Source organism: Chthonobacter rhizosphaerae, from assembly GCF_013839525.1.
Taxonomy (GTDB): domain Bacteria; phylum Pseudomonadota; class Alphaproteobacteria; order Rhizobiales; family Pleomorphomonadaceae; genus Chthonobacter; species Chthonobacter rhizosphaerae.
Genome location: NZ_JACDIS010000005.1, coordinates 236,799 through 253,968, shown reverse-complemented (window position 1 = coordinate 253,968; position 17,170 = coordinate 236,799). Strand labels below are relative to the sequence as shown.

Below are 17,170 nucleotides of genomic sequence, written 5' to 3'. Positions count from 1 at the left end.
CCGCGCTCAGCCGAGCGCGGCCCGCCCGGCCCGCTCGCGCTTGGCCTCCAGCGCCTCGCCGAACACCCAGCGCACCATCTGGCCAAGCCGGCCGGCGCCGCGCGGCTGTTCCTTGAGGGCGCCGATCGCCTTCGACACATGGTGTCCCAGCCGCCGGCGTCCACCCTCCATGCCGACGAGCGCGATCAGGGTGGCCTTGTCCCGGTCCTGCTGCACGTCCTTGCCGAGCGTGTCCGCGTCGCCCGTCATGTCGAGGATGTCGTCGAGGATCTGGAAGGCCTGGCCGAGCTCGCGGGCGAACTCCCGCAGTCGCTTCCGGCAGGTGTCGTCGGAGCAGCCGATCACGCAGACCGCGTCGAGCGCCGCGGTGAACAGCGACCCGGTCTTGCGGTCGTTGGCGACCGCGATGTCCGCCGCGGTCCGCTCCCGCCCGCTCCGGAGGTCGGCGTACTGGCCGCCGACGAGCCCGTTCACCCCCACCGCGTCGGACAGGATGGTGACGAGCCGGGCGCGCTGGTCGCCGGTCACCCGCGGCACCGCCGCCATCAGCCCGAAGGCCTGCGAGAGGAGCGCGACCGCCGCCAGGATGGCGATGTCCTGGCCGAACCGCACGTGGATGCTCGGGTTGCCGCGCCTCAGCGCCGCGTCGTCCATGCACGGCAGGTCGTCCAGGATGAGCGAGGCCGTGTGCACCATCTCCAGGGCGCAGCCCGCGTCCAGCACCGCCGTCTCGTCGGCGTCGAGGTCGCGCGCGGCGAGAAGCGCCAGCATGGGCCTCAACCGCTTGCCGGGCGACATCACCGCCTCGTGCATCGCCTGGCGGACGAGGTCGCCCGTGCCCGGGTCGGGGACGAGCAGCTTGCCGAGGCGGGCGTCGATCAACCGGCGGAGGTGCCGGGTCTCCAGGTCGAACGCGTCGAAGTCCCTGGTCTCGCGTAGATCCTTGGGCTCTGGAACGACGGAGGACGCAGGCTCGCTGATCATGGGTTCTTCGACCTCCCGCGCCGGGCGCGCGGTCCCGTGGGACATGACGCGCCGCCATGTGAACTCTATTGCTCGCCCCGCGTTCATCGAAGCGTGAAGCCGAACCTCGAGTTTGGACGACAACGCCGGGAGTTGAACGATGGTTGCGTCCGGATCGCCCGACGTGCGTACCCGGTCCGCGGGGCTGGAAGCCCGGAAGGACGACCATCTGGACATCGTCCTGTCCGGCCTCGCGAGGCCGAGAGGCGTGGACACCGGCTTCGACTCCATCCGGTTCAGCCACGCGGCCGCCCCGGAACTCTCGCTCGACGAGATCGACCTCTCCACCCGCTTCCTCGGCCGGCGGATGACGGCCCCGCTCCTCGTCAGCTCCATGACCGGCGGCCCGCTCCGCGCCGCGGCCATCAACCGGCACCTGGCCGAGGCGGTCCAGCACCTCGGCCTCGCGCTCGCGGTCGGCTCCCAGCGGGTCGCCATCGAGACCGAGGCGGCCACCGGCCTCACCACCGCGCTCCGCCGCCTGGCGCCGGATGTGCCCCTTCTCGCCAATCTCGGCGCCGCCCAGCTCGTCCGCGGCTACGGCCTCGACCAGAGCCGCCGGGCCGTGGACATGATCGAGGCGGACGGCCTCATCATCCACTTCAACCCGCTCCAGGAGGCGCTCCAGCCGGAGGGCGACCGCGACTGGCGCGGCGTGCTCGCGGCGGTCGAACGCCTCGCGGCCGGGCTCGGCGTGCCGATCGTCGCCAAGGAGGTCGGCGGCGGCATCTCCGGCGCGCTCGCCCGGCGCCTCGTCGACGCCGGCGTGTCGGCGATCGACGTGGCCGGCGCCGGCGGCACCAGCTGGGCCGCCGTGGAGGCCGAGCGGGCGCCGTTGCCTGCGGACCGGGCGGTCGCGCTCGCCTTTGCCGGCTGGGGCATCCCCACCGCCATCGCGATCGCCGATGTGCGGGCCGCCTGCCCGGAAGCGACCGTGATCGGCTCCGGCGGCGTCCGCGACGGGGTCGACGCCGCCAAGGCGATCCGGCTCGGGGCCGACCTGGTCGGACAGGCCGCCGGCGTCCTCCAGCAGGCGACCGTCTCCACCGAGGCGGTGGTGGAGCACTTCCAGGTCGTCATGCGCCAGCTCGCGGTGGCGTGCTTCTGCACCGGATCGCGGGACCTGGCGGCCCTGCGCGAGGCGCCGCTGCTGACGCTTGCGTGAGCCGGCCGCCGCGCCGGAAACCGCACCGCCCCTTCGGGCATTTCGCCAGAAGGCCCCGATGGATGGAGCCCGACGGAGACGGCTGTTCATGACCCGCTTGGCGGCCCTGCCGCGTGACGTCTGGAAAACGGTGCGACGCTGGCTTCCCGCCCGGCGGAAGCGCTCGCCGCCGCCGCTGTCCGCCCCCGCCTATTGGGCCGTCGGCGTCGGCCTCGTGGTAGGCCTCGTCGGCCTCCTCGTCCTCTACGGCCGGCCGGTGCTCGGCCCGCCGGGCTTTCTCCTGGTGGGTCCGTCGGAGGGCTCCCTCGGATCGAGCGCCCTCTTCGACGGCTACACCATCCTTCACGGCGTCTACGGCATGGGTCTGCGGCTCCTTCTGCGGCGCACGTCCGGCCACTGGCCGGCGCCGTGGCTCGTGCTCGTCACCGTTGCGGCGGCCGTCACCTGGGAGGCGGTCGAAAACCTGCCCCTCATCGCGGAGGCCTTCTCCCTGGAGCCCGCCGCCGCCTACGAGGGCGACACCATCCTCAACGCCCTCGGCGACGTCGCCGCCGCTCTCGTCGGCTACGGCCTCGCCGCCGCCCTCCCCTGGCCGGCGGCGGTCGCCACGGCGGTCGCCCTGGAGATCGGCCTCGTCGCCGTCGGCTTCGACGGTATCGCCAGCGCTACCTGGAAGGTTCTGGCCGGCGCCGCTTGACGACGCATAAGGGACTTTCCTAATGGTGGATCCGTCATGGCCGCATGCAATTTGTCTTAACGACCTTCCGGTCGGGCACGGCCGTGCTATGGTTCGCGGAGCTGCCCGGGGGAATCCATGCTGCATACAGGTCATCCGGGCGAGGCGCAGTTTCGCGAGCTCGCCGATTTCGCCCCGGTCATGATCTGGCGGTCCGACCTCGACAAGCTCTGCGACTTTTTCAACGCGCCGTGGCTCGAGTTCACCGGGCGTCCCCTGGAGGCGGAGCTCGGGTTCGGCTGGGCGGACGGGGTTCATCCCGACGACTACGACCGGTGCGTGGCCATCTACTCGACGGCCTTCGACGAGCGGTCCAGCTTCTCCATGGACTATCGCCTCCGCCGTCACGACGGGGAATATCGCTGGGTCCGGGACAACGCCCGACCGTTTCTGACGAACGGTCAGTTCGCCGGCTACCTGGGGTCCTGCATCGACGTCACCGACATGATCGACGCGGTCGAGGAGCGCGGCCGCCTCGTCGCCGAGAAGGCGGCGCTCACCCGCGAACTCCACCACCGGGTGCGCAACAATCTCCAGCTGATCACCAGTCTGCTGGTTCTGCAAGCGGACACGGTCGACGGGCCGACCACGCGGGACGCCCTGCGCGAGGCGGCCCAGCGGGTCCAGACCATGGCGCTCGCCCAGACCACGCTGCACGAGACGGACAGCTTCAGCTCGGTCGACCTGTCGGACTATCTGCGCCTGCTCGTGGAAGCCGCCGGCTCGCTTCAGCCCGGCGCCGCCCGGTTCGAATTCACCGGCGTTCCCGTCCGGATGACCCTGGAGCGGAGCCTCTCCATCGGGCTCGCCATCAACGAGGCGCTCATGAATGCGGCCCGGCACGCCTTTCCGGACGGCCGGAAGGGGCACGTGTCCGTCACGCTGTCGTCCGGTCCGGACGACGCCATCCATATCGACGTGATGGACGACGGCGTCGGCCTGCCACGGCCGGATCTCTTGCACCGGCCGCGCACGCTCGGCCTGCGCCTCATGACCCGTCTGATCGCGCAGTCCGGCGGAGCCGCCCAGGTGCTGCCGTCCGAACGGGGCGCGTCCCTGCGCTTCCGGCTCGCGCCCTGATCCCCGGGTGGCCGGCGCCGTCCGCCGCACGCGGAACGGGCGGGTCCTCGCCGGAGCCCGCCCGTTCATGACGCGAATGTGAGAGGCGCCTCGACGCCCGTCCGGAGACCCTATCCCTCAGAACAGGTTGTAGCGCAGGCCCACGCGGAACTCGTGGGCGGCGATGTCCTCGTATTCGATGCTCTGGGTGAAGGTCGGGATGGTGTCGCTCTTGGCGTCGCCGAGATGCAGGTATCGGTAGTTGAAGTCGATGAGCATGTTCTCGCTCACCCGGACCGCCGTGCCGGCCATGAGCGCCCAGGACAAGTTCCAGGTGCTGTCGCCGTCGTAGCGGCTGCCCGGAGGCGCGTCGGCGCGCACGTTCGACGTGGAAACGTAGCTGGCGCCGATGCCCGCGCCCACATACGGGGTCAAGCTGCCCCATGTGGCGACGTCCACATAAGCGTTCACGAGCCCGGTCCAGGCGTCGATGTCGGCCTCTTCCAGGCTGGTGCCGCCGCCGCAGGGGCCAAGACAGGCGAGCCGGCCCGCGTAGCCGGCCTTGAACTCGTAGTCGAGCGTCGTGTCGAGACGCAGGTATTCGTTGACCTGATAGCCGACACCGAAACCGATCACCGCGGTGTCGTCCATCGATTCGTCGAACAGCCGGCCGTAGCCCGGCGCGTCGAACACCGCGTCCGGCGTCTCGTAGACCTTGTAGCCGATGTCGCCGCGCAGGTACCAGCCGCCCACCGCGGGCAGCGGCATGGGTTCCGGCGTCTCGATGATCGGGTATTCGGGCATGTCGGCCGCGGTGGCCGGCCCGAGAAGCCCGGCGACGGCCGCCGCGGCGACAGCGGCGAGAACGTGATACTTCATGGGGCGTCTGTCCCTTCACGGCACGAGCGGCCCGGCGAGGCCGATCGACGATTCATCCTGCGTCAACCATATTGGGAACCGGTTAAACGACGCTTAACCACGTTGATTAACCACGACGGGGCGGCCGACGGCCGTGAACGCGAAAAAGCCCGCCGACGACGCCGGCGGGCTTTTCGTGCGTGAAACGGGATCAGGCCGGCGCGATGGCCCGCGAGGGCTTTCGGTCGGCCGTCAGGCGGCCGCCTTGATGGCCGTGATGATGTCGTCCACCACCTCCGAGACGAGGCGCTCGTTGTCGCCCTCGCCCATGACGCGGATCAGCGGCTCGGTCCCGGACGGCCGCACGATGACACGCCCCGCGGCGCCCAGCCGCTCGGTCGCCGCGCTGATCGCGGCCCGCACCGTGTCGAGCTCCAGCGGCTTGCCGCCGGCGGTGCGCACGTTGCGCAGGATCTGCGGCACCGGGTCGAACCGGTGGCAGATCTCGCTCACCGGCCGGCCCGACCGCTTGACCACCGACAGCACCTGCAACGCGGCCACCAGGCCGTCGCCCGTGGTCGAATAGTCCGACAGCACGATGTGGCCGGACTGTTCGCCGCCCACGTTGTAGCCGCCGGCGCGCATCTCCTCCACCACATAGCGGTCGCCCACCTTCGTGCGCACCAGCGACAGGCCCTGGCCCGCCAGATAGCGCTCCAGGCCCAGGTTGGACATGATGGTCGCCACGATGCCCGGGCGGGACAGTCGGCCGTCCTCCGCGAAGGAGTGCGCCACCACGGCCATCAGCTGGTCGCCGTCGACGATCTGGCCCTTCTCGTCGATGAGGATCACCCGGTCCGCGTCGCCGTCGAGGGCGATGCCGATGTCGGCGCGCACCTCGTGCACCTTGGCGACCACCGCGTCCAGGCTGGTGGAGCCGCAATCCTTGTTGATGTTGAAGCCGTTCGGGTCCACCCCGAGCGTCACCACGTCGGCGCCGAGCTCCCAGAGCGCCTCGGGCGCCACGCGGTAGGCGGCGCCGTTGGCGCAGTCCACCACCACCCGCAGGCCGTCCAGCGAGAGGTGGCGCGGCAGCGTGCGCTTGGCGAACTCCACATAGCGCGCCCGGTCGCCGTCCACGCGCTTGGTGCGGCCGAGCTCCTGCGCGCCGGCGAGACGGCCCGACAGGTCGCTCTCGATCAGCGCCTCGATCTCCGCCTCCACCTCGTCCGACAGCTTGTAGCCGTCCGGCCCGAACAGCTTGATGCCGTTGTCCGCGAAGGGATTGTGGGACGCCGAGATCATCACGCCGAGATCGGCGCGCAGCGACCGGGTCAGCATGGCGACCGCCGGCGTCGGCACCGGCCCGGTGAGGAACACGTCCACGCCCACCGCCGTGAAGCCCGCGGTCAACGCCGGCTCGATCATGTAGCCCGACAGGCGGGTGTCCTTGCCGATCACCACCCGGTGCCGATGCTTGCCGCGCCGGAAGGCCAGGCCCGCCGCCATGCCCACCTTGAGGGCGATCTCGGGGGTGATCGGGAAGCGGTTCGCGGTGCCGCGGATGCCGTCGGTGCCGAAGTAGGTGCGCGCCATGGATGCAGGTACCGGTGAATGTCTCGGACAGGGTCGATCGACGACAGGGTCGATCATCGCGTCTTAACGCAAATCGTCCCGGCAAATGGTTCAAAAATTATGTGCGTCTGTAACGGTGCCTGAAGCTTGCCGGAAGCGGCGACGCCGTGCGTCAGCGTTCGGTCAGCTTCAGCTCGATCCGCCGGTTGCGGGCGTTGATCGCGTCCTCGTCGCCGGGCTCCAGCGGCTGGAACTCGCCGAAGCCGGCGGCCACCAGGTGTTCCGGAGACACGCCCCGGGAGACCAGGTATTTCACCACCGAGATGGCACGCGCTGCGGAAAGCTCCCAGTTGTCCCGGAACCGGCCGGATCCGGACAGCGGCCGGGCGTCCGTGTGGCCGTCCACGCGCAGCACCCAGGCGATCTCGTCCGGGATCTGCCCCTCCAGCTCCAGGAGGGCGGCGGCGAGCTTGTCCAGCTCCTGCTGGCCCGCCGGATTCACGTCCGCCTGGCCGGAGTTGAACAGAACCTCCGACTGGAAGACGAACCGGTCGCCCACGACGCGGATGTCTGAGCGCTGGGACAGGATTTCGCGCAGCCGGCCGAAGAAATCCGACCGGTAGCGGGCGAGCTCCTGCACCCGCTGGGCGAGCGCCACGTTCAGCCGCCGGCCGAGGTCCGCGATCTTGGCCGAGCTTTCCCGGTCGCGGCTTTCCGAGGCGGAGAGCGCGTCCTCCAGGGCGGCGATCTGCCGGCGCAGCGCCGCGATCTGCTGGTTGAGAAGCTCCACCTGCGCGAGCGCCCGCTGACTGGTGCGCTTTTCGTCTGACAATTGCCCCGACAGGGTGGAGATCTGCTGGTCCGCCGCCCCGGCGGTGCCGGCGTCCTGGTCGATGAGGCCCTGCAGCTCGTCCCGGGCGGTTTCGGCCGCGGTCAGGCTCGACTGCAGCAGCGAGATGTTGTCCTGCAGGTCCCGGTTGTTGGCCCGCTCCAGGGCCAGCAGTTCCGTCAGCTCGGCGATCTGGGCGTTGAGGCGCGTCAGCACCGTGTCGCGGTCGGTGATCTGCTGGCTTAGGAAGAACTGGGCCAGCATGAACACCGACAGGAGGAAGATGATCGACAGCACCAGCGTCGTCAGCATGTCGACGAAGGCCGGCCAGTAGTCCTGCTGTGCGGTGAACCGGCGGCGGCTGAGCATGGTCCTAGTCCTTGGTGCGTTCGACGGCGCCCGTCAGCAGCTCCAGGAGGCGGCGGATCTCCTTCTGCTGCTCGGCCTGGGCGTCGGCCCAGGAGCGGACCAGCTGCTGCTCCGCCCGCATGTGCTGGACGAGACCTTGCACCCCCTCGGCCAGGTTGGCGAGGGCGTGGCTCTGCAGCCGCCCGCCGCCGTCCTGCACCGTCCGGGTCAGGCGCTCGATGGCGAGCCGCAGCTGGTCGGTGGAACTGCCGCCGAAGCGCGACGCCCCGCCGTCGGTGTCGTCGAGCTCGGTCTGGGTGGACAGCCAGTCCTCCAGGTCCAGGTAGAAGCGGTTCTGCGCCTGGCCGGCCTGGAGGTCCAGGAAGCCGAGGATCAGCGAGCCGGCGAGGCCGAAAAGCGACGACGAGAAGGCCGTGCCCATGCCGGCGAGCGGCGCCTGCAGGCCCGCCTTCAGGTCTTCGAAGATCACACCGGCGCTGCCGGAGCCGACGTCCAGCGCCTGGATGGTGTTGCCCACCGACGAGACCGTGGAGATCAGGCCGTAGAAGGTGCCGAGGAGGCCGAGGAAGACCAGGAGGCCGGTCATGTAGCGGGAGATCTCCCGCGCCTCGTCCAGGCGGTTGGCGATCGAATCGAGCAGCGACCGCATGGCCGAGGTGGAGATGGAGGTCTGCCCCAGCCGGTCGCCGAGGAGGGTCGCCATGGGGGCGAGCAGCACCGGCTGGCGTCGCACCTCCAGGCCCGGCTCGCCGTAGCGGTAGGAGTTCACCCACCGGACCTCGGGAAAGAGCCGCACCACCTGCCGGAACGACAGCACGATGCCGATGAAGCCGACCGCGAAGATGAGCGCGTTGAGGCCCGGATTGGCCAGGAAGGCCGTTTCCAGCTGCCGGTAGAGGAGCAGCAGGAGGAAGGCGACGATCACCAGGAAGACGACCATCCGCAACAGGTAGACCACGGGACTGGAAAGCTTGTTCGGCTCGATGTCACTGGCCATGGCGTCGCTTCGTCCGGGTTCGGGTGCCGGCGGCAAGTAAACGCGGGCAAACCGGTTTAGGCAACGGGTCCGCCACGCTTATCCCGCTCCGCCTGCGTGCGGCCGCTGGTCTCGGCGACGCGCTGCGACGAGGTGCGGCGGACGGGCGACAGTGGGCGGGCCCCGACCATCCATCGGCCCATCGATCCGCCCGGCGGGAAGTCCGCCGCCCGGTCACCCACGCGCCTTGGCGAGCGTCGCCAGGAGCTGCCGGTGGATGTGCTCGTTGCCGGCCACGATGGTCCGGGTCTCGTGGATCTTCTCCTTGCCGTCGATGTCGGTCACGAAGCCGCCGGCCTCCTTGACCATCAGCCAGCCGGCGGACACGTCCCAGGGGTTGAGGCCGTGCTCCCAGAAGCCGTCGTAGCGCCCGGCCGCCACCCAGGCGAGGTCGAGCGCCGCCGAGCCGATGCGCCGTATGCCGGCGCAGTTCGCCATCACCTGGCGCAGTTCGCCGAGATAGGCGCCGTGGTCGCCGCGCCCGAGATGGGGAACGCCCGTCCCGATCACGCAGTCCACCATGTCCTTGCGGGCCGCCACGCGCAGGCGACGGTCGTTCAGGAAGGCGCCGCCGCCCCGCTCGGCGGTGAAGAGCTCGTCCGTGGCCGGATTGTAGATGACGCCGGCTACCGGCACCCCCGCCCGTTCCAGCGCGATCGAGATGGCGAACTGCGGGATGCCGTGGAGGAAGTTGGTGGTGCCGTCCAGGGGATCGACCACCCACACATGGTCCGGATCGTCGCCGGAGTGGACGCCCGATTCCTCCATCATCAGGCCGTAGCTCGGCCGGGCGCGGCGCAGCTCCTCCAGGAGCACGCCCTCGGCCTTCTTGTCGGCGGCGGAAACGAAATCGCCCGGGCCCTTCATGGAGACCTGCAGGTTCTCCACCTCGCCATAGTCGCGCGCGAGCCCGCGGCCGGCCTTGCGGGCGGCCGCCACCATCACGTTGAGAAGAGCCGATCGGGCCATCGGGCTGGGTCCTTGGGAAGAGGTCTGCGGAAAGTCGAGCGCGGGATGCACCATAAACGGCCGGGCAGATCAAGCGAAAAGCCCGGCCGCCCTGTCAATTCGGAGCGGCCGGCGGCGGTTCGGCCGCCGAAGGCCCGGCGGGGTCCGCCTCGCCGGCGCCGGTGGGCGCAGCATCGCCCGCGCCAACGGGAGAAGTCTCGCCCGCGCCGGCGGGGGCCGGGCCGTCCTCCTTCGGCATCATGTCGCCCACCATGCCGTCGAGCCACAGGTCGGAGATGCCGGCCTTGCGGGCGCGCGCGTGCCACTTGGCCGCCTCCTTGAGGCTGATCGGCACGCCGAGCCCGGCCGCGTAGAGCCGCGCCAGCCGGTTCTGCGCCACCGGGTTGCCGGCCTTGGCGGCGAGCTGGAACCAGGCGGCGGCCATCCGCTCGTCCTTCTCCACCCCGGCGCCGTTGAACAGCATGATGGCGTATTCGATCTGCGCGCCGATGTGGCCGCCGCGCGCGGCCCGGCCCATGCGCCGGGCCGCCTCGGCGGCGTTCCGCTCCACCCCTCGCCCCTCGGCGTACATGGTGGCGAGCGCATAGTCCGCGTCCGGGTTGCCGGTCTCGGCGGCCGTGGCGAACACCCGGGCGGCCTTGGCGAGGTCGCCGTCCTTGTTCTGGGGGTCCAGGTACAGAAGCCCGAGCCCGTAGGCGGCGTCCTTGCGCCCCTTGTCGAGCGCGGTCTCCAAAAGCGCGCGCGCCCGCGCCTGGTCGCGCTCCACGCCCTCGCCGAGGGCGTAGAGGTTCGCGAGCTCCACCATGGCGGCCGCGTCCCCGCCCTTGGCGGCGAGGTCGAACCAGATGGCCGCCTCCTTGGCGTCGCGCGGCACGCCGAAGCCGCCGGCATAGAGCATCCCGACCAGCGTCTGGGCGGTCGCCTCGCCGCCCTTGGCGAGCTCCAGCGCGATCGCGAGGGCGGTCAGGTAGAGCCCCCGCTGGAACGCCCCGTAGGCGTAGTCGATCGTGTCCGCGTTCGGCAGTTCCTGGAGCGGGTTGACGTCGATCGGCGGCGGCAGGAAGGGCTCCACGCCCGGCTCCGCCGCCTCGCCGATGCTCACGCTGTCGCGGCCGAGGGTCAGCGTCTTCACCGGCACAGCGTCCGGACCGGTGGTGCCGCCGGGCGCGGTGAGGCCGCCGGCGCCGCTCGGCGTGCCGCCGGCCGTGCTCGGCGCCGCGCCGGGCGCGGCCGCCGGCGGCGGAGTCTCGGCGGGCTCCTGCGCCGCCGCGCGCGGACCAAAGCCCGTCCCTGACAGGACGAGCGCCGCCGCCAGCGCCGCAAGGGTCCGCCGCGCCGTCCTCATTCCGCCTCTCCGATCCGCCCGTGGACCGCGTCGAGGATCGCGTTCGCCTCGGCGACGGCCGCCGCCGGGCCGTCCGGGTGATCCCACACGAAGCCGCGCACGGCCACGAACTCCGCGCCGGTGGCGGCGCAATCCTCCACGGACTGGCGGGTCCGGCCGGCGAGCACCACGCACGGCGGCTCGAACAGGCTCGCCCACCAGGCGCCGAGGTCCAGCGTCTTGCGGTGGGCCTCCTCGTCGTCCTCGCGGGCGAGAAGGCCGAACATCACGTAGTCCGCCCCGGCCTCGCCGGCCGCCATGGCCTCGTGCCGCGTCTTCAGGTTGCCGGCTCCCACGATGGACCGGCCCTCGAACTTCTCCACCGCCTCGGCGAGCGCCTCCAGCCCCGCCTCCACGTGAAGGCCGTCGGCCTTGGCGCGCCCCATGGCGCGGGTGTCGTCGGCGACGAGCACGGCCACGTCCCTCGCCTGGGCGATGGGCGTCAGCGCCTCGGCGATCCGCTGCAGGTGCGCCTCCGACGACACCTCCGGGGCGATCAGCAGCGAGGCGACGTCCCCACCGGCCAGCGCGGCCTCCAGGGTCGCCGGAAAGGCGGAAAGGTCGATGGCGCGGGGCGTGACGAGATAGAGGCGGGCGCGAGGCACGGGCGGGTACGGCTTTCGTGATGTCGGATCGGCATCGTGATGCGATCCGATTGCGGCGAAACAGGGAAGGCCGGACCGTCCCGCCTCCGCCGCAGCCTCTAGCACGGGAGCGGGATGCGCGTCAGGGGGAAGGGGTTCGGGGGCCGGGCTTCGGGCGTCGAAGTTCGGGCGTCGGGCGTCGGGCTTCGGGCTTCGGGCGTCGGGGGTGGGGCTTCGGGCTTCGAACGTGCGCTTGCCCCGCCCAACCCTCCCCGTCACGGTCCGCGCAGGCGGACCATCGATCCCCCCGCGTCATGGTCCGCGCAGGCGGACCACCCACGCCTTTGTCGTCATGGTCCGCGAAGGCGGACCACTCATCCTCCCCCGTCATGGTCCGCGAACGCGGACCACCGATCCCCCCCGTCATGGTCCGCGAAGGCGGACCACCCACGCCTTTGTCGTCCCGACCCTCATCGACGCGCCAATCGACCGCGCCCTGTCATCCCTGCATCAGCGCCTTAACGCCCGGCAGGTCCTTGCCTTCCAGCCATTCGAGGAAGGCGCCGCCGGCGGTGGACACGTAGGTGAAGTCGTCCGCCGCGCCGGCATGGTTGAGGGCCGCCACCGTGTCGCCGCCGCCGGCGACGGAGAGGAGCTTGCCGGCCTTGGTGCGCTCGGCCGCGTGCCGCGCCGCCGCCACGGTGGCGGCGTCGAAGGGGGCGATCTCGAAAGCGCCGAGGGGGCCGTTCCAGAGCAGCGTCGCGGCGCCGTCGATCTTCTCCGCCACCACGGCGACGGACGCCGGGCCGGCGTCGAGGATCATGGCGTCGGCCGGAACCTGGTCGACCGGCACCGTCTCGCTGTCGGCCCCCGCCTTGAACTCGCGCGCCACCACGGCGTCGACCGGCAGCACGATCTCCTTGCCGTCCGCCTTGGCCTTGTCGAGGATCCGCCGCGCCGTGTCGGCGAGGTCGTGCTCGCAGAGCGACTTGCCGACGTTCACGCCCTTGGCGGCCAGGAAGGTGTTCGCCATGCCGCCGCCGATGACCAGGATGTCCACCTTGGAGACGAGGTTCTCCAGGAGATCGATCTTGGTCGACACCTTGGCGCCGCCGACCACCGCCAGCACCGGCCGCTTCGGCGTGCTGAGGGCATTCTGGAGCGCGGTCAGCTCCGCCTCCATGGTCCGGCCCGCATAGGCCGGCAGCACGTGGGCGAGCCCCTCCGTGGAGGCGTGGGCCCGGTGCGCCGCGGAGAAGGCGTCGTTCACATAGGCGTCGCCGAGCTTGGCCATCTCGGCGACGAGGCCCGCGTCGTTCTTCTCCTCGCCCTTGTGGTAGCGGGTGTTCTCCAGAAGCAGGATCTCGCCGTTCGCCAGCATGCCGACCGCCGCCTCGGCGGTCTCGCCCACGCAGTCGTCCGCGAAGGCCACCGGCCTGCCCACCGCGTGGGCGAGCGGCGCCACCACCGGCTTCAGGCTGTCCTCCGGCTTGCGCTCGCCCTTCGGCCGGCCGAAGTGGGCGATGAGGATCACCTTGGCGCCCTTGTCCGACAGGTCCCGGATGGTCGGGACGATGCGGTCGATGCGGGTGGTGTCGGTGACGACGCCGTTCTCCATCGGGACGTTGAGGTCCACGCGCACGAGCACGCGCTTGCCGGCGAAATCGCCGTCGTCGAGGGTCTTGAAGGCGGACATGGGGAGGTCCTCCGGGAAGGTAGTTGAGAATGGACTCGTCATGCGGCGGGAAGGCCTCGAGGCGATGGTCCTTTAATGGCGGCGGTTCACCCCTCACCCCAACCCTCTCCCTCAAGGGGAGAGGGGGACCGTCGAGGGGCGGGTTGACCGTTGAGCCGAACCCGCCATGGAGCTATCCCCCGAACCACCCCCGCACCCCCTCCCCCCTGGAGGGGGAGGGTTGGGGAGAGGGGGAACCACCCACGTCAGCCGCCGAGAAACCCCACGCCAGCCGCCGAAAACATCCGGCCCACCAGCCGCCCCCACCCCACTGCGCCATCGAAAAGCCCCGCCTCGCGGCAGGGCTCGTCGTCTCAGAGCGTCTTCGCCAGCGCCACGGCGGTGTCCGCCATGCGGTTGGAGAAGCCCCACTCGTTGTCGTACCAGGACAGGATGCGCACCAGCACGCCGTCCATCACCTTGGTCTGGTCCATGTGGAAGGTGGACGAGTGCGGATCGTGGTTGAAGTCGATCGAGACGTTCGGCTCGTTGGTGTAGCCGAGCACGCCCTTCAGCGGGCCGTCGGCCGCCGCCTTGATGGCCGCGTTGATCTCTTCCACCGACGTCGCGCGCTTGGCCGTGAAGACGAGGTCCACCACCGACACGTTCGGGGTCGGCACCCGGATGGCGACGCCGTCCAGCTTGCCCTTCAGCTCCGGCAGCACCAGGCCCACGGCCTTGGCGGCGCCGGTCGACGTCGGGATCATGGACATGGCCGCGGCGCGGCCGCGATAAAGGTCCTTGTGCATGGTGTCCAGCGTCGGCTGGTCGCCGGTGTAGCTGTGGATGGTGGTCATGAAGCCCTTCTCGATGCCGACGGCGTCGTTGAGGACCTTGGCCACCGGCGCGAGGCAGTTGGTGGTGCACGAGGCGTTGGAGATCACCACGTGCTCCTTGGAGAGCTGCTGGTGATTGACGCCGTAGACCACGGTCATGTCGGCGCCGTCGGCCGGGGCCGACACGATCACCTTCTTGGCGCCGGCGGTCAGGTGCGCGGACGCCTTCTCCTTGGAGGTGAAGATGCCGGTGCACTCCAGGGCGATCTCCACGCCGAGGTCCTTGTGCGGCAGCTCGGCCGGGTTGCGCACGGCCGTCACCTTGATCGGGCCGCGGCCCACGTCGATGGTGTCGCCCGACACGGTGACGGTGCCCGGGAACTTGCCGTGCACGCTGTCGTAGCGCATCAGGTGAGCGTTGGTCTCGACCGGGCCGAGGTCGTTGATGGCCACCACCTCGATGTCGGTGCGGCCCGACTCGATGATGGCGCGCAGCACGTTGCGCCCGATGCGACCGAACCCGTTGATGGCGACCTTCACAGCCATGCGCGTCACTCCTTGAGTCAAGACCTCGCCCGTTCGTTCGGCGGGCGGCGGTGGCAGTCCACGCCCTCGGGCGCGGGATGGGGGGCCGAGGGCGGTGGCTGGCACGGGTTTATCCCCGCGAACGCCACGCGTCCACACCCCCGCTGATAGAAGTGCCCGAAGCTACACCGGGTCGGGGCCGTTTTCGGCGCGACCATAGTCGCGTCGGCAACCGCCCCGGAACCCGTTATCCCTCACGCCTTTGCAAGCGCCGCCTTGGCCTTCTCGGCCACCGCCTCGGCGGTGATGCCGAAGTGGGCGTAGACCTGCTCGGCCGGTCCGGAGAGGCCGAAGCCCGACATGCCGACGAAGATGCCGTCCTGGCCGATCAGCGCGTCCCAGCCCTGCCGGATCGCCGCCTCGACGCCCACCTTCACCGCCGCCGTGCCGATCACCGCCTTGCGGTAGGCCTCCGGCTGGGCGGCGAACAGCTCGAAGCTCGGCACCGAGACCACGCGGGTCGGATGGCCGGCCGCGTCCAGGATCGCCTTGGCGGCGACGGCGAGCGATACCTCCGAGCCCGTGGCGAAGATCGACACCACCGCCTCGCCGGCCGCCGGCGCGATCTCGTAGGCGCCCTTGGCGACGAGGTTCTCGGCGCTGTCCGTGGTGCGCAGCGCCGGCAGGTTCTGGCGCGACAGGGCGAGCACGGACGGACGCGCCCGCTCGCCGACCGCCACCTCCCAGGCCTCCAGGGTCTCCACCGCGTCCGCCGGGCGGAACACGAGGAGGTTCGGGATGGCCCGGAGCGCCGCCATGTGCTCCACCGGCTGGTGGGTCGGGCCGTCCTCGCCGAGGCCGATCGAGTCGTGGGTGAGCACGTGGATCACCCGCTGGTGCATCAGCGAGCCGAGGCGGATCGCCGGACGCGAATAGTCGGAGAAGACCAGGAAGGTCCCGCCGTAGGGGATCAGCCCGCCATGCAGCGCGAGGCCGTTCATGGCCGCCGCCATGCCGAACTCGCGGATGCCGTAGTGGATGTAGCTGCCCGAATAGTCGCCCGGCATCACCGGCGGCTGGCCCTTGGTCTTGGTCAGGTTGGAGCCGGTGAGGTCGGCCGAGCCGCCGATCATCTCCGGCACCGCCTTGTTGATCACCTCGAGCGCCATCTCGGACGCCTTGCGGGTCGCCACCTTCGGCTTGGAGGCGACGAGCTCGGCCTTGTAGGCCGCCACCGCGGCGGCGAAGTCCGCCGGCAGGTCGCCCTTGATCCGCCGCTCGAACTCGGCCCGCACCTCCGGTGCCGCCGCCGCGAGGCGCGCCTCCCAGGCCGCGCGCGCATCGGCCGAACGCCGGCCAGCCGTGCGCCACTGATCCAGGATCTCCGCCGGCACCTCGAACGGCGCCGCGGTCCAGCCGAGCGCCTGCCGGGCCGCCGCGATCTCGTCGCCGCCGAGCGGCGAGCCGTGCACCGAATGGCTGCCCGCCTTGTTGGGCGCGCCCTTGCCGATCACGGTCTTCGCCGCGATCAGCACCGGCTTGTCGGAGGTCTTCGCCGCCGCCAGCGCCGCCGCGATCTCGCTCGGATTGTGGCCGTCGATGCGCGAGGTCGCCCAGCCGGCCGCCTCGAAGCGACCGAGGATGTCGCCGGTCTCCGACAGCGAGACGGGGCCGTCGATCGAGATGCCGTTGTCGTCCCAGATCACCACCAGCTTGTTCAGCTTCAGGTGGCCGGCGAGCGAGATGGCCTCGTGGCTGATGCCCTCCATCAGGCAGCCGTCGCCCGCGATCACATAGGTGCGGTGGTCGACGAGATCATCGCCGAAGCGGGCGTTCATCAGCCGCTCGCCGAGCGCGAAGCCCACCGACATGGCGAGGCCCTGGCCGAGCGGGCCGGTGGTCGTCTCGATGCCGGCCGCGTAGCCGAACTCCGGATGGCCGGCGGTCTTGGAGCCGAGCTGACGGAAGTTGCGGATCTCGTCGAGGCTCATGTCGGCGACGCCGATCAGGTGCAGCACCGAGTAGAGCAGCATGGAGCCGTGGCCGGCCGACAGGATGAAGCGGTCCCGGTCCGGCCAGTAGGGCGCGGCGGCGTCGTACTTGATCGCCTGGCCGAACAGCACGGCGGCGATGTCCGCGCAGCCCATCGGCATGCCGGGATGGCCGGACTTGGCCTTTTCCACGGCGTCCATGGAGAGCGCCCGGATGGCGTTGGCCATGGCGGGGATGGAGGAGAGGTCGGTCATCGCGGATCCTATGTCAAAGGCTCGGCGGACGGCTGCGGACGGCCCGGCCTGTCGCCCGTTGGTCTGGTGCGCTCCCTACCATCGCCCGGGTCCGCAGAAAAGCGCCGGACCGGGTTCGGCGCACGATTCTTCACGCTCGCGCGCCCACCGTCCGCCCACCCCGACGGCCCGGAGTCTCCTTGTCGGGCCGGCTTGGCCGAAACCTGCAGCTTGTTCTAGTGTTTGTCTCTTGACGGTCGGGCGCGGCGGCCGGCTGGCAGTGGCAATGGTTTGAGAATCGTGGTCAAACAGTTGGGAGACC

Annotated in this window: 14 protein-coding genes; 3 read left to right on the top strand and 11 right to left on the bottom strand. The window is 70.8% G+C overall.

Translation table 11 applies throughout. The annotated features are described in order from the left end of the window. Nucleotides 1–6: 6 nt before the first annotated feature. Nucleotides 7–984: a polyprenyl synthetase family protein gene (locus tag HND91_RS22735; protein ID WP_181706667.1), complete on the bottom strand. Its 978-nt coding sequence runs from the start codon at nt 982–984 to the stop codon at nt 7–9. A gap of 139 nt (nt 985–1,123) precedes the next feature. Here HND91_RS22735 and fni point away from each other — a divergent pair, with 139 nt between their 5' ends. From fni to HND91_RS23065, 3 genes are all read left to right on the top strand, one after another. Further along, a complete protein-coding gene (gene fni / locus HND91_RS11300) occupies nt 1,124–2,188 on the top strand; it encodes a type 2 isopentenyl-diphosphate Delta-isomerase (RefSeq protein ID WP_181706666.1) in 1,065 nt (354 codons plus the stop codon). A gap of 88 nt (nt 2,189–2,276) precedes the next feature. Further along, entirely contained in the window at nt 2,277–2,885 is a 609-nt protein-coding gene (locus HND91_RS11295) for a DUF2585 family protein (RefSeq protein WP_181706665.1), read from the top strand. A gap of 117 nt (nt 2,886–3,002) precedes the next feature. After that, nucleotides 3,003–4,004, top strand: coding sequence for a sensor histidine kinase (locus tag HND91_RS23065; RefSeq protein ID WP_210272663.1), 1,002 nt, complete (start codon nt 3,003–3,005; stop codon nt 4,002–4,004). A gap of 117 nt (nt 4,005–4,121) precedes the next feature. Here the strand turns inward: HND91_RS23065 and HND91_RS11275 are convergent, their stop codons facing one another. The 10 genes from HND91_RS11275 to tkt all read right to left on the bottom strand — a co-directional run bounded on the left by HND91_RS11275 (nt 4,122) and on the right by tkt (nt 16,869). Further along, nucleotides 4,122–4,862, bottom strand: a complete 741-nt coding sequence (locus tag HND91_RS11275) for an outer membrane protein (RefSeq protein ID WP_181706664.1) — start codon at nt 4,860–4,862, stop codon at nt 4,122–4,124. 231 nt (nt 4,863–5,093) lie between these two features. Beyond that, nucleotides 5,094–6,437 (bottom strand): phosphoglucosamine mutase, encoded by a 1,344-nt coding sequence (glmM, locus tag HND91_RS11270; protein ID WP_181706663.1) that lies wholly within the window; start codon nt 6,435–6,437, stop codon nt 5,094–5,096. A gap of 151 nt (nt 6,438–6,588) precedes the next feature. Further along, nucleotides 6,589–7,614, bottom strand: a complete 1,026-nt coding sequence (locus tag HND91_RS11265) for a peptidoglycan -binding protein (RefSeq protein WP_181706662.1) — start codon at nt 7,612–7,614, stop codon at nt 6,589–6,591. 4 nt (nt 7,615–7,618) lie between these two features. Continuing rightward, complete coding sequence (locus tag HND91_RS11260) at nt 7,619–8,611, bottom strand: flagellar motor protein MotA (protein WP_181706661.1); 993 nt, start codon at nt 8,609–8,611, stop codon at nt 7,619–7,621. 213 nt (nt 8,612–8,824) lie between these two features. Then, complete coding sequence (locus tag HND91_RS11255) at nt 8,825–9,619, bottom strand: inositol monophosphatase family protein (protein ID WP_181706660.1); 795 nt, start codon at nt 9,617–9,619, stop codon at nt 8,825–8,827. A 94-nt stretch (nt 9,620–9,713) separates the two neighbouring features. Beyond that, complete coding sequence (locus HND91_RS23060) at nt 9,714–10,964, bottom strand: tetratricopeptide repeat protein (RefSeq protein ID WP_181706659.1); 1,251 nt, start codon at nt 10,962–10,964, stop codon at nt 9,714–9,716. Next, on the bottom strand, nt 10,961–11,608 hold the full coding sequence (locus tag HND91_RS11245) for a thiamine phosphate synthase (RefSeq protein WP_181706658.1): 648 nt from the start codon (nt 11,606–11,608) through the stop codon (nt 10,961–10,963). Before HND91_RS11245 ends, HND91_RS23060 begins: the two co-directional genes overlap by 4 nt. Nucleotides 11,609–12,086: 478 nt before the next feature. After that, nucleotides 12,087–13,283: a phosphoglycerate kinase gene (locus HND91_RS11240; RefSeq protein WP_181706657.1), complete on the bottom strand. Its 1,197-nt coding sequence runs from the start codon at nt 13,281–13,283 to the stop codon at nt 12,087–12,089. A gap of 353 nt (nt 13,284–13,636) precedes the next feature. Next, nucleotides 13,637–14,644, bottom strand: a complete 1,008-nt coding sequence (gap, locus tag HND91_RS11235) for a type I glyceraldehyde-3-phosphate dehydrogenase (protein ID WP_181706656.1) — start codon at nt 14,642–14,644, stop codon at nt 13,637–13,639. 233 nt (nt 14,645–14,877) lie between these two features. Beyond that, the gene (gene tkt / locus HND91_RS11230; RefSeq protein WP_181706655.1) at nt 14,878–16,869 is read right to left on the bottom strand and encodes a transketolase; all 1,992 of its coding nucleotides are present in this window, start codon (nt 16,867–16,869) and stop codon (nt 14,878–14,880) included. Nucleotides 16,870–17,170: the final 301 nt, after the last annotated feature.

Coding starts and splice junctions, on each gene's coding strand:
- HND91_RS23065 (WP_210272663.1), top strand. CDS start 3,003: ATGCTGCATACAGGTCATCCGGGCGAGGCGCAGTTTCGCGAGCTCGCC.
- HND91_RS11240 (WP_181706657.1), bottom strand. CDS start 13,283: ATGTCCGCCTTCAAGACCCTCGACGACGGCGATTTCGCCGGCAAGCGC.
- gap (WP_181706656.1), bottom strand. CDS start 14,644: ATGGCTGTGAAGGTCGCCATCAACGGGTTCGGTCGCATCGGGCGCAAC.
- HND91_RS11295 (WP_181706665.1), top strand. CDS start 2,277: ATGACCCGCTTGGCGGCCCTGCCGCGTGACGTCTGGAAAACGGTGCGA.
- HND91_RS11265 (WP_181706662.1), bottom strand. CDS start 7,614: ATGCTCAGCCGCCGCCGGTTCACCGCACAGCAGGACTACTGGCCGGCC.
- HND91_RS11260 (WP_181706661.1), bottom strand. CDS start 8,611: ATGGCCAGTGACATCGAGCCGAACAAGCTTTCCAGTCCCGTGGTCTAC.
- fni (WP_181706666.1), top strand. CDS start 1,124: ATGGTTGCGTCCGGATCGCCCGACGTGCGTACCCGGTCCGCGGGGCTG.
- HND91_RS22735 (WP_181706667.1), bottom strand. CDS start 984: ATGATCAGCGAGCCTGCGTCCTCCGTCGTTCCAGAGCCCAAGGATCTA.
- HND91_RS23060 (WP_181706659.1), bottom strand. CDS start 10,964: ATGAGGACGGCGCGGCGGACCCTTGCGGCGCTGGCGGCGGCGCTCGTC.
- HND91_RS11255 (WP_181706660.1), bottom strand. CDS start 9,619: ATGGCCCGATCGGCTCTTCTCAACGTGATGGTGGCGGCCGCCCGCAAG.
- HND91_RS11275 (WP_181706664.1), bottom strand. CDS start 4,862: ATGAAGTATCACGTTCTCGCCGCTGTCGCCGCGGCGGCCGTCGCCGGG.
- tkt (WP_181706655.1), bottom strand. CDS start 16,869: ATGACCGACCTCTCCTCCATCCCCGCCATGGCCAACGCCATCCGGGCG.
- glmM (WP_181706663.1), bottom strand. CDS start 6,437: ATGGCGCGCACCTACTTCGGCACCGACGGCATCCGCGGCACCGCGAAC.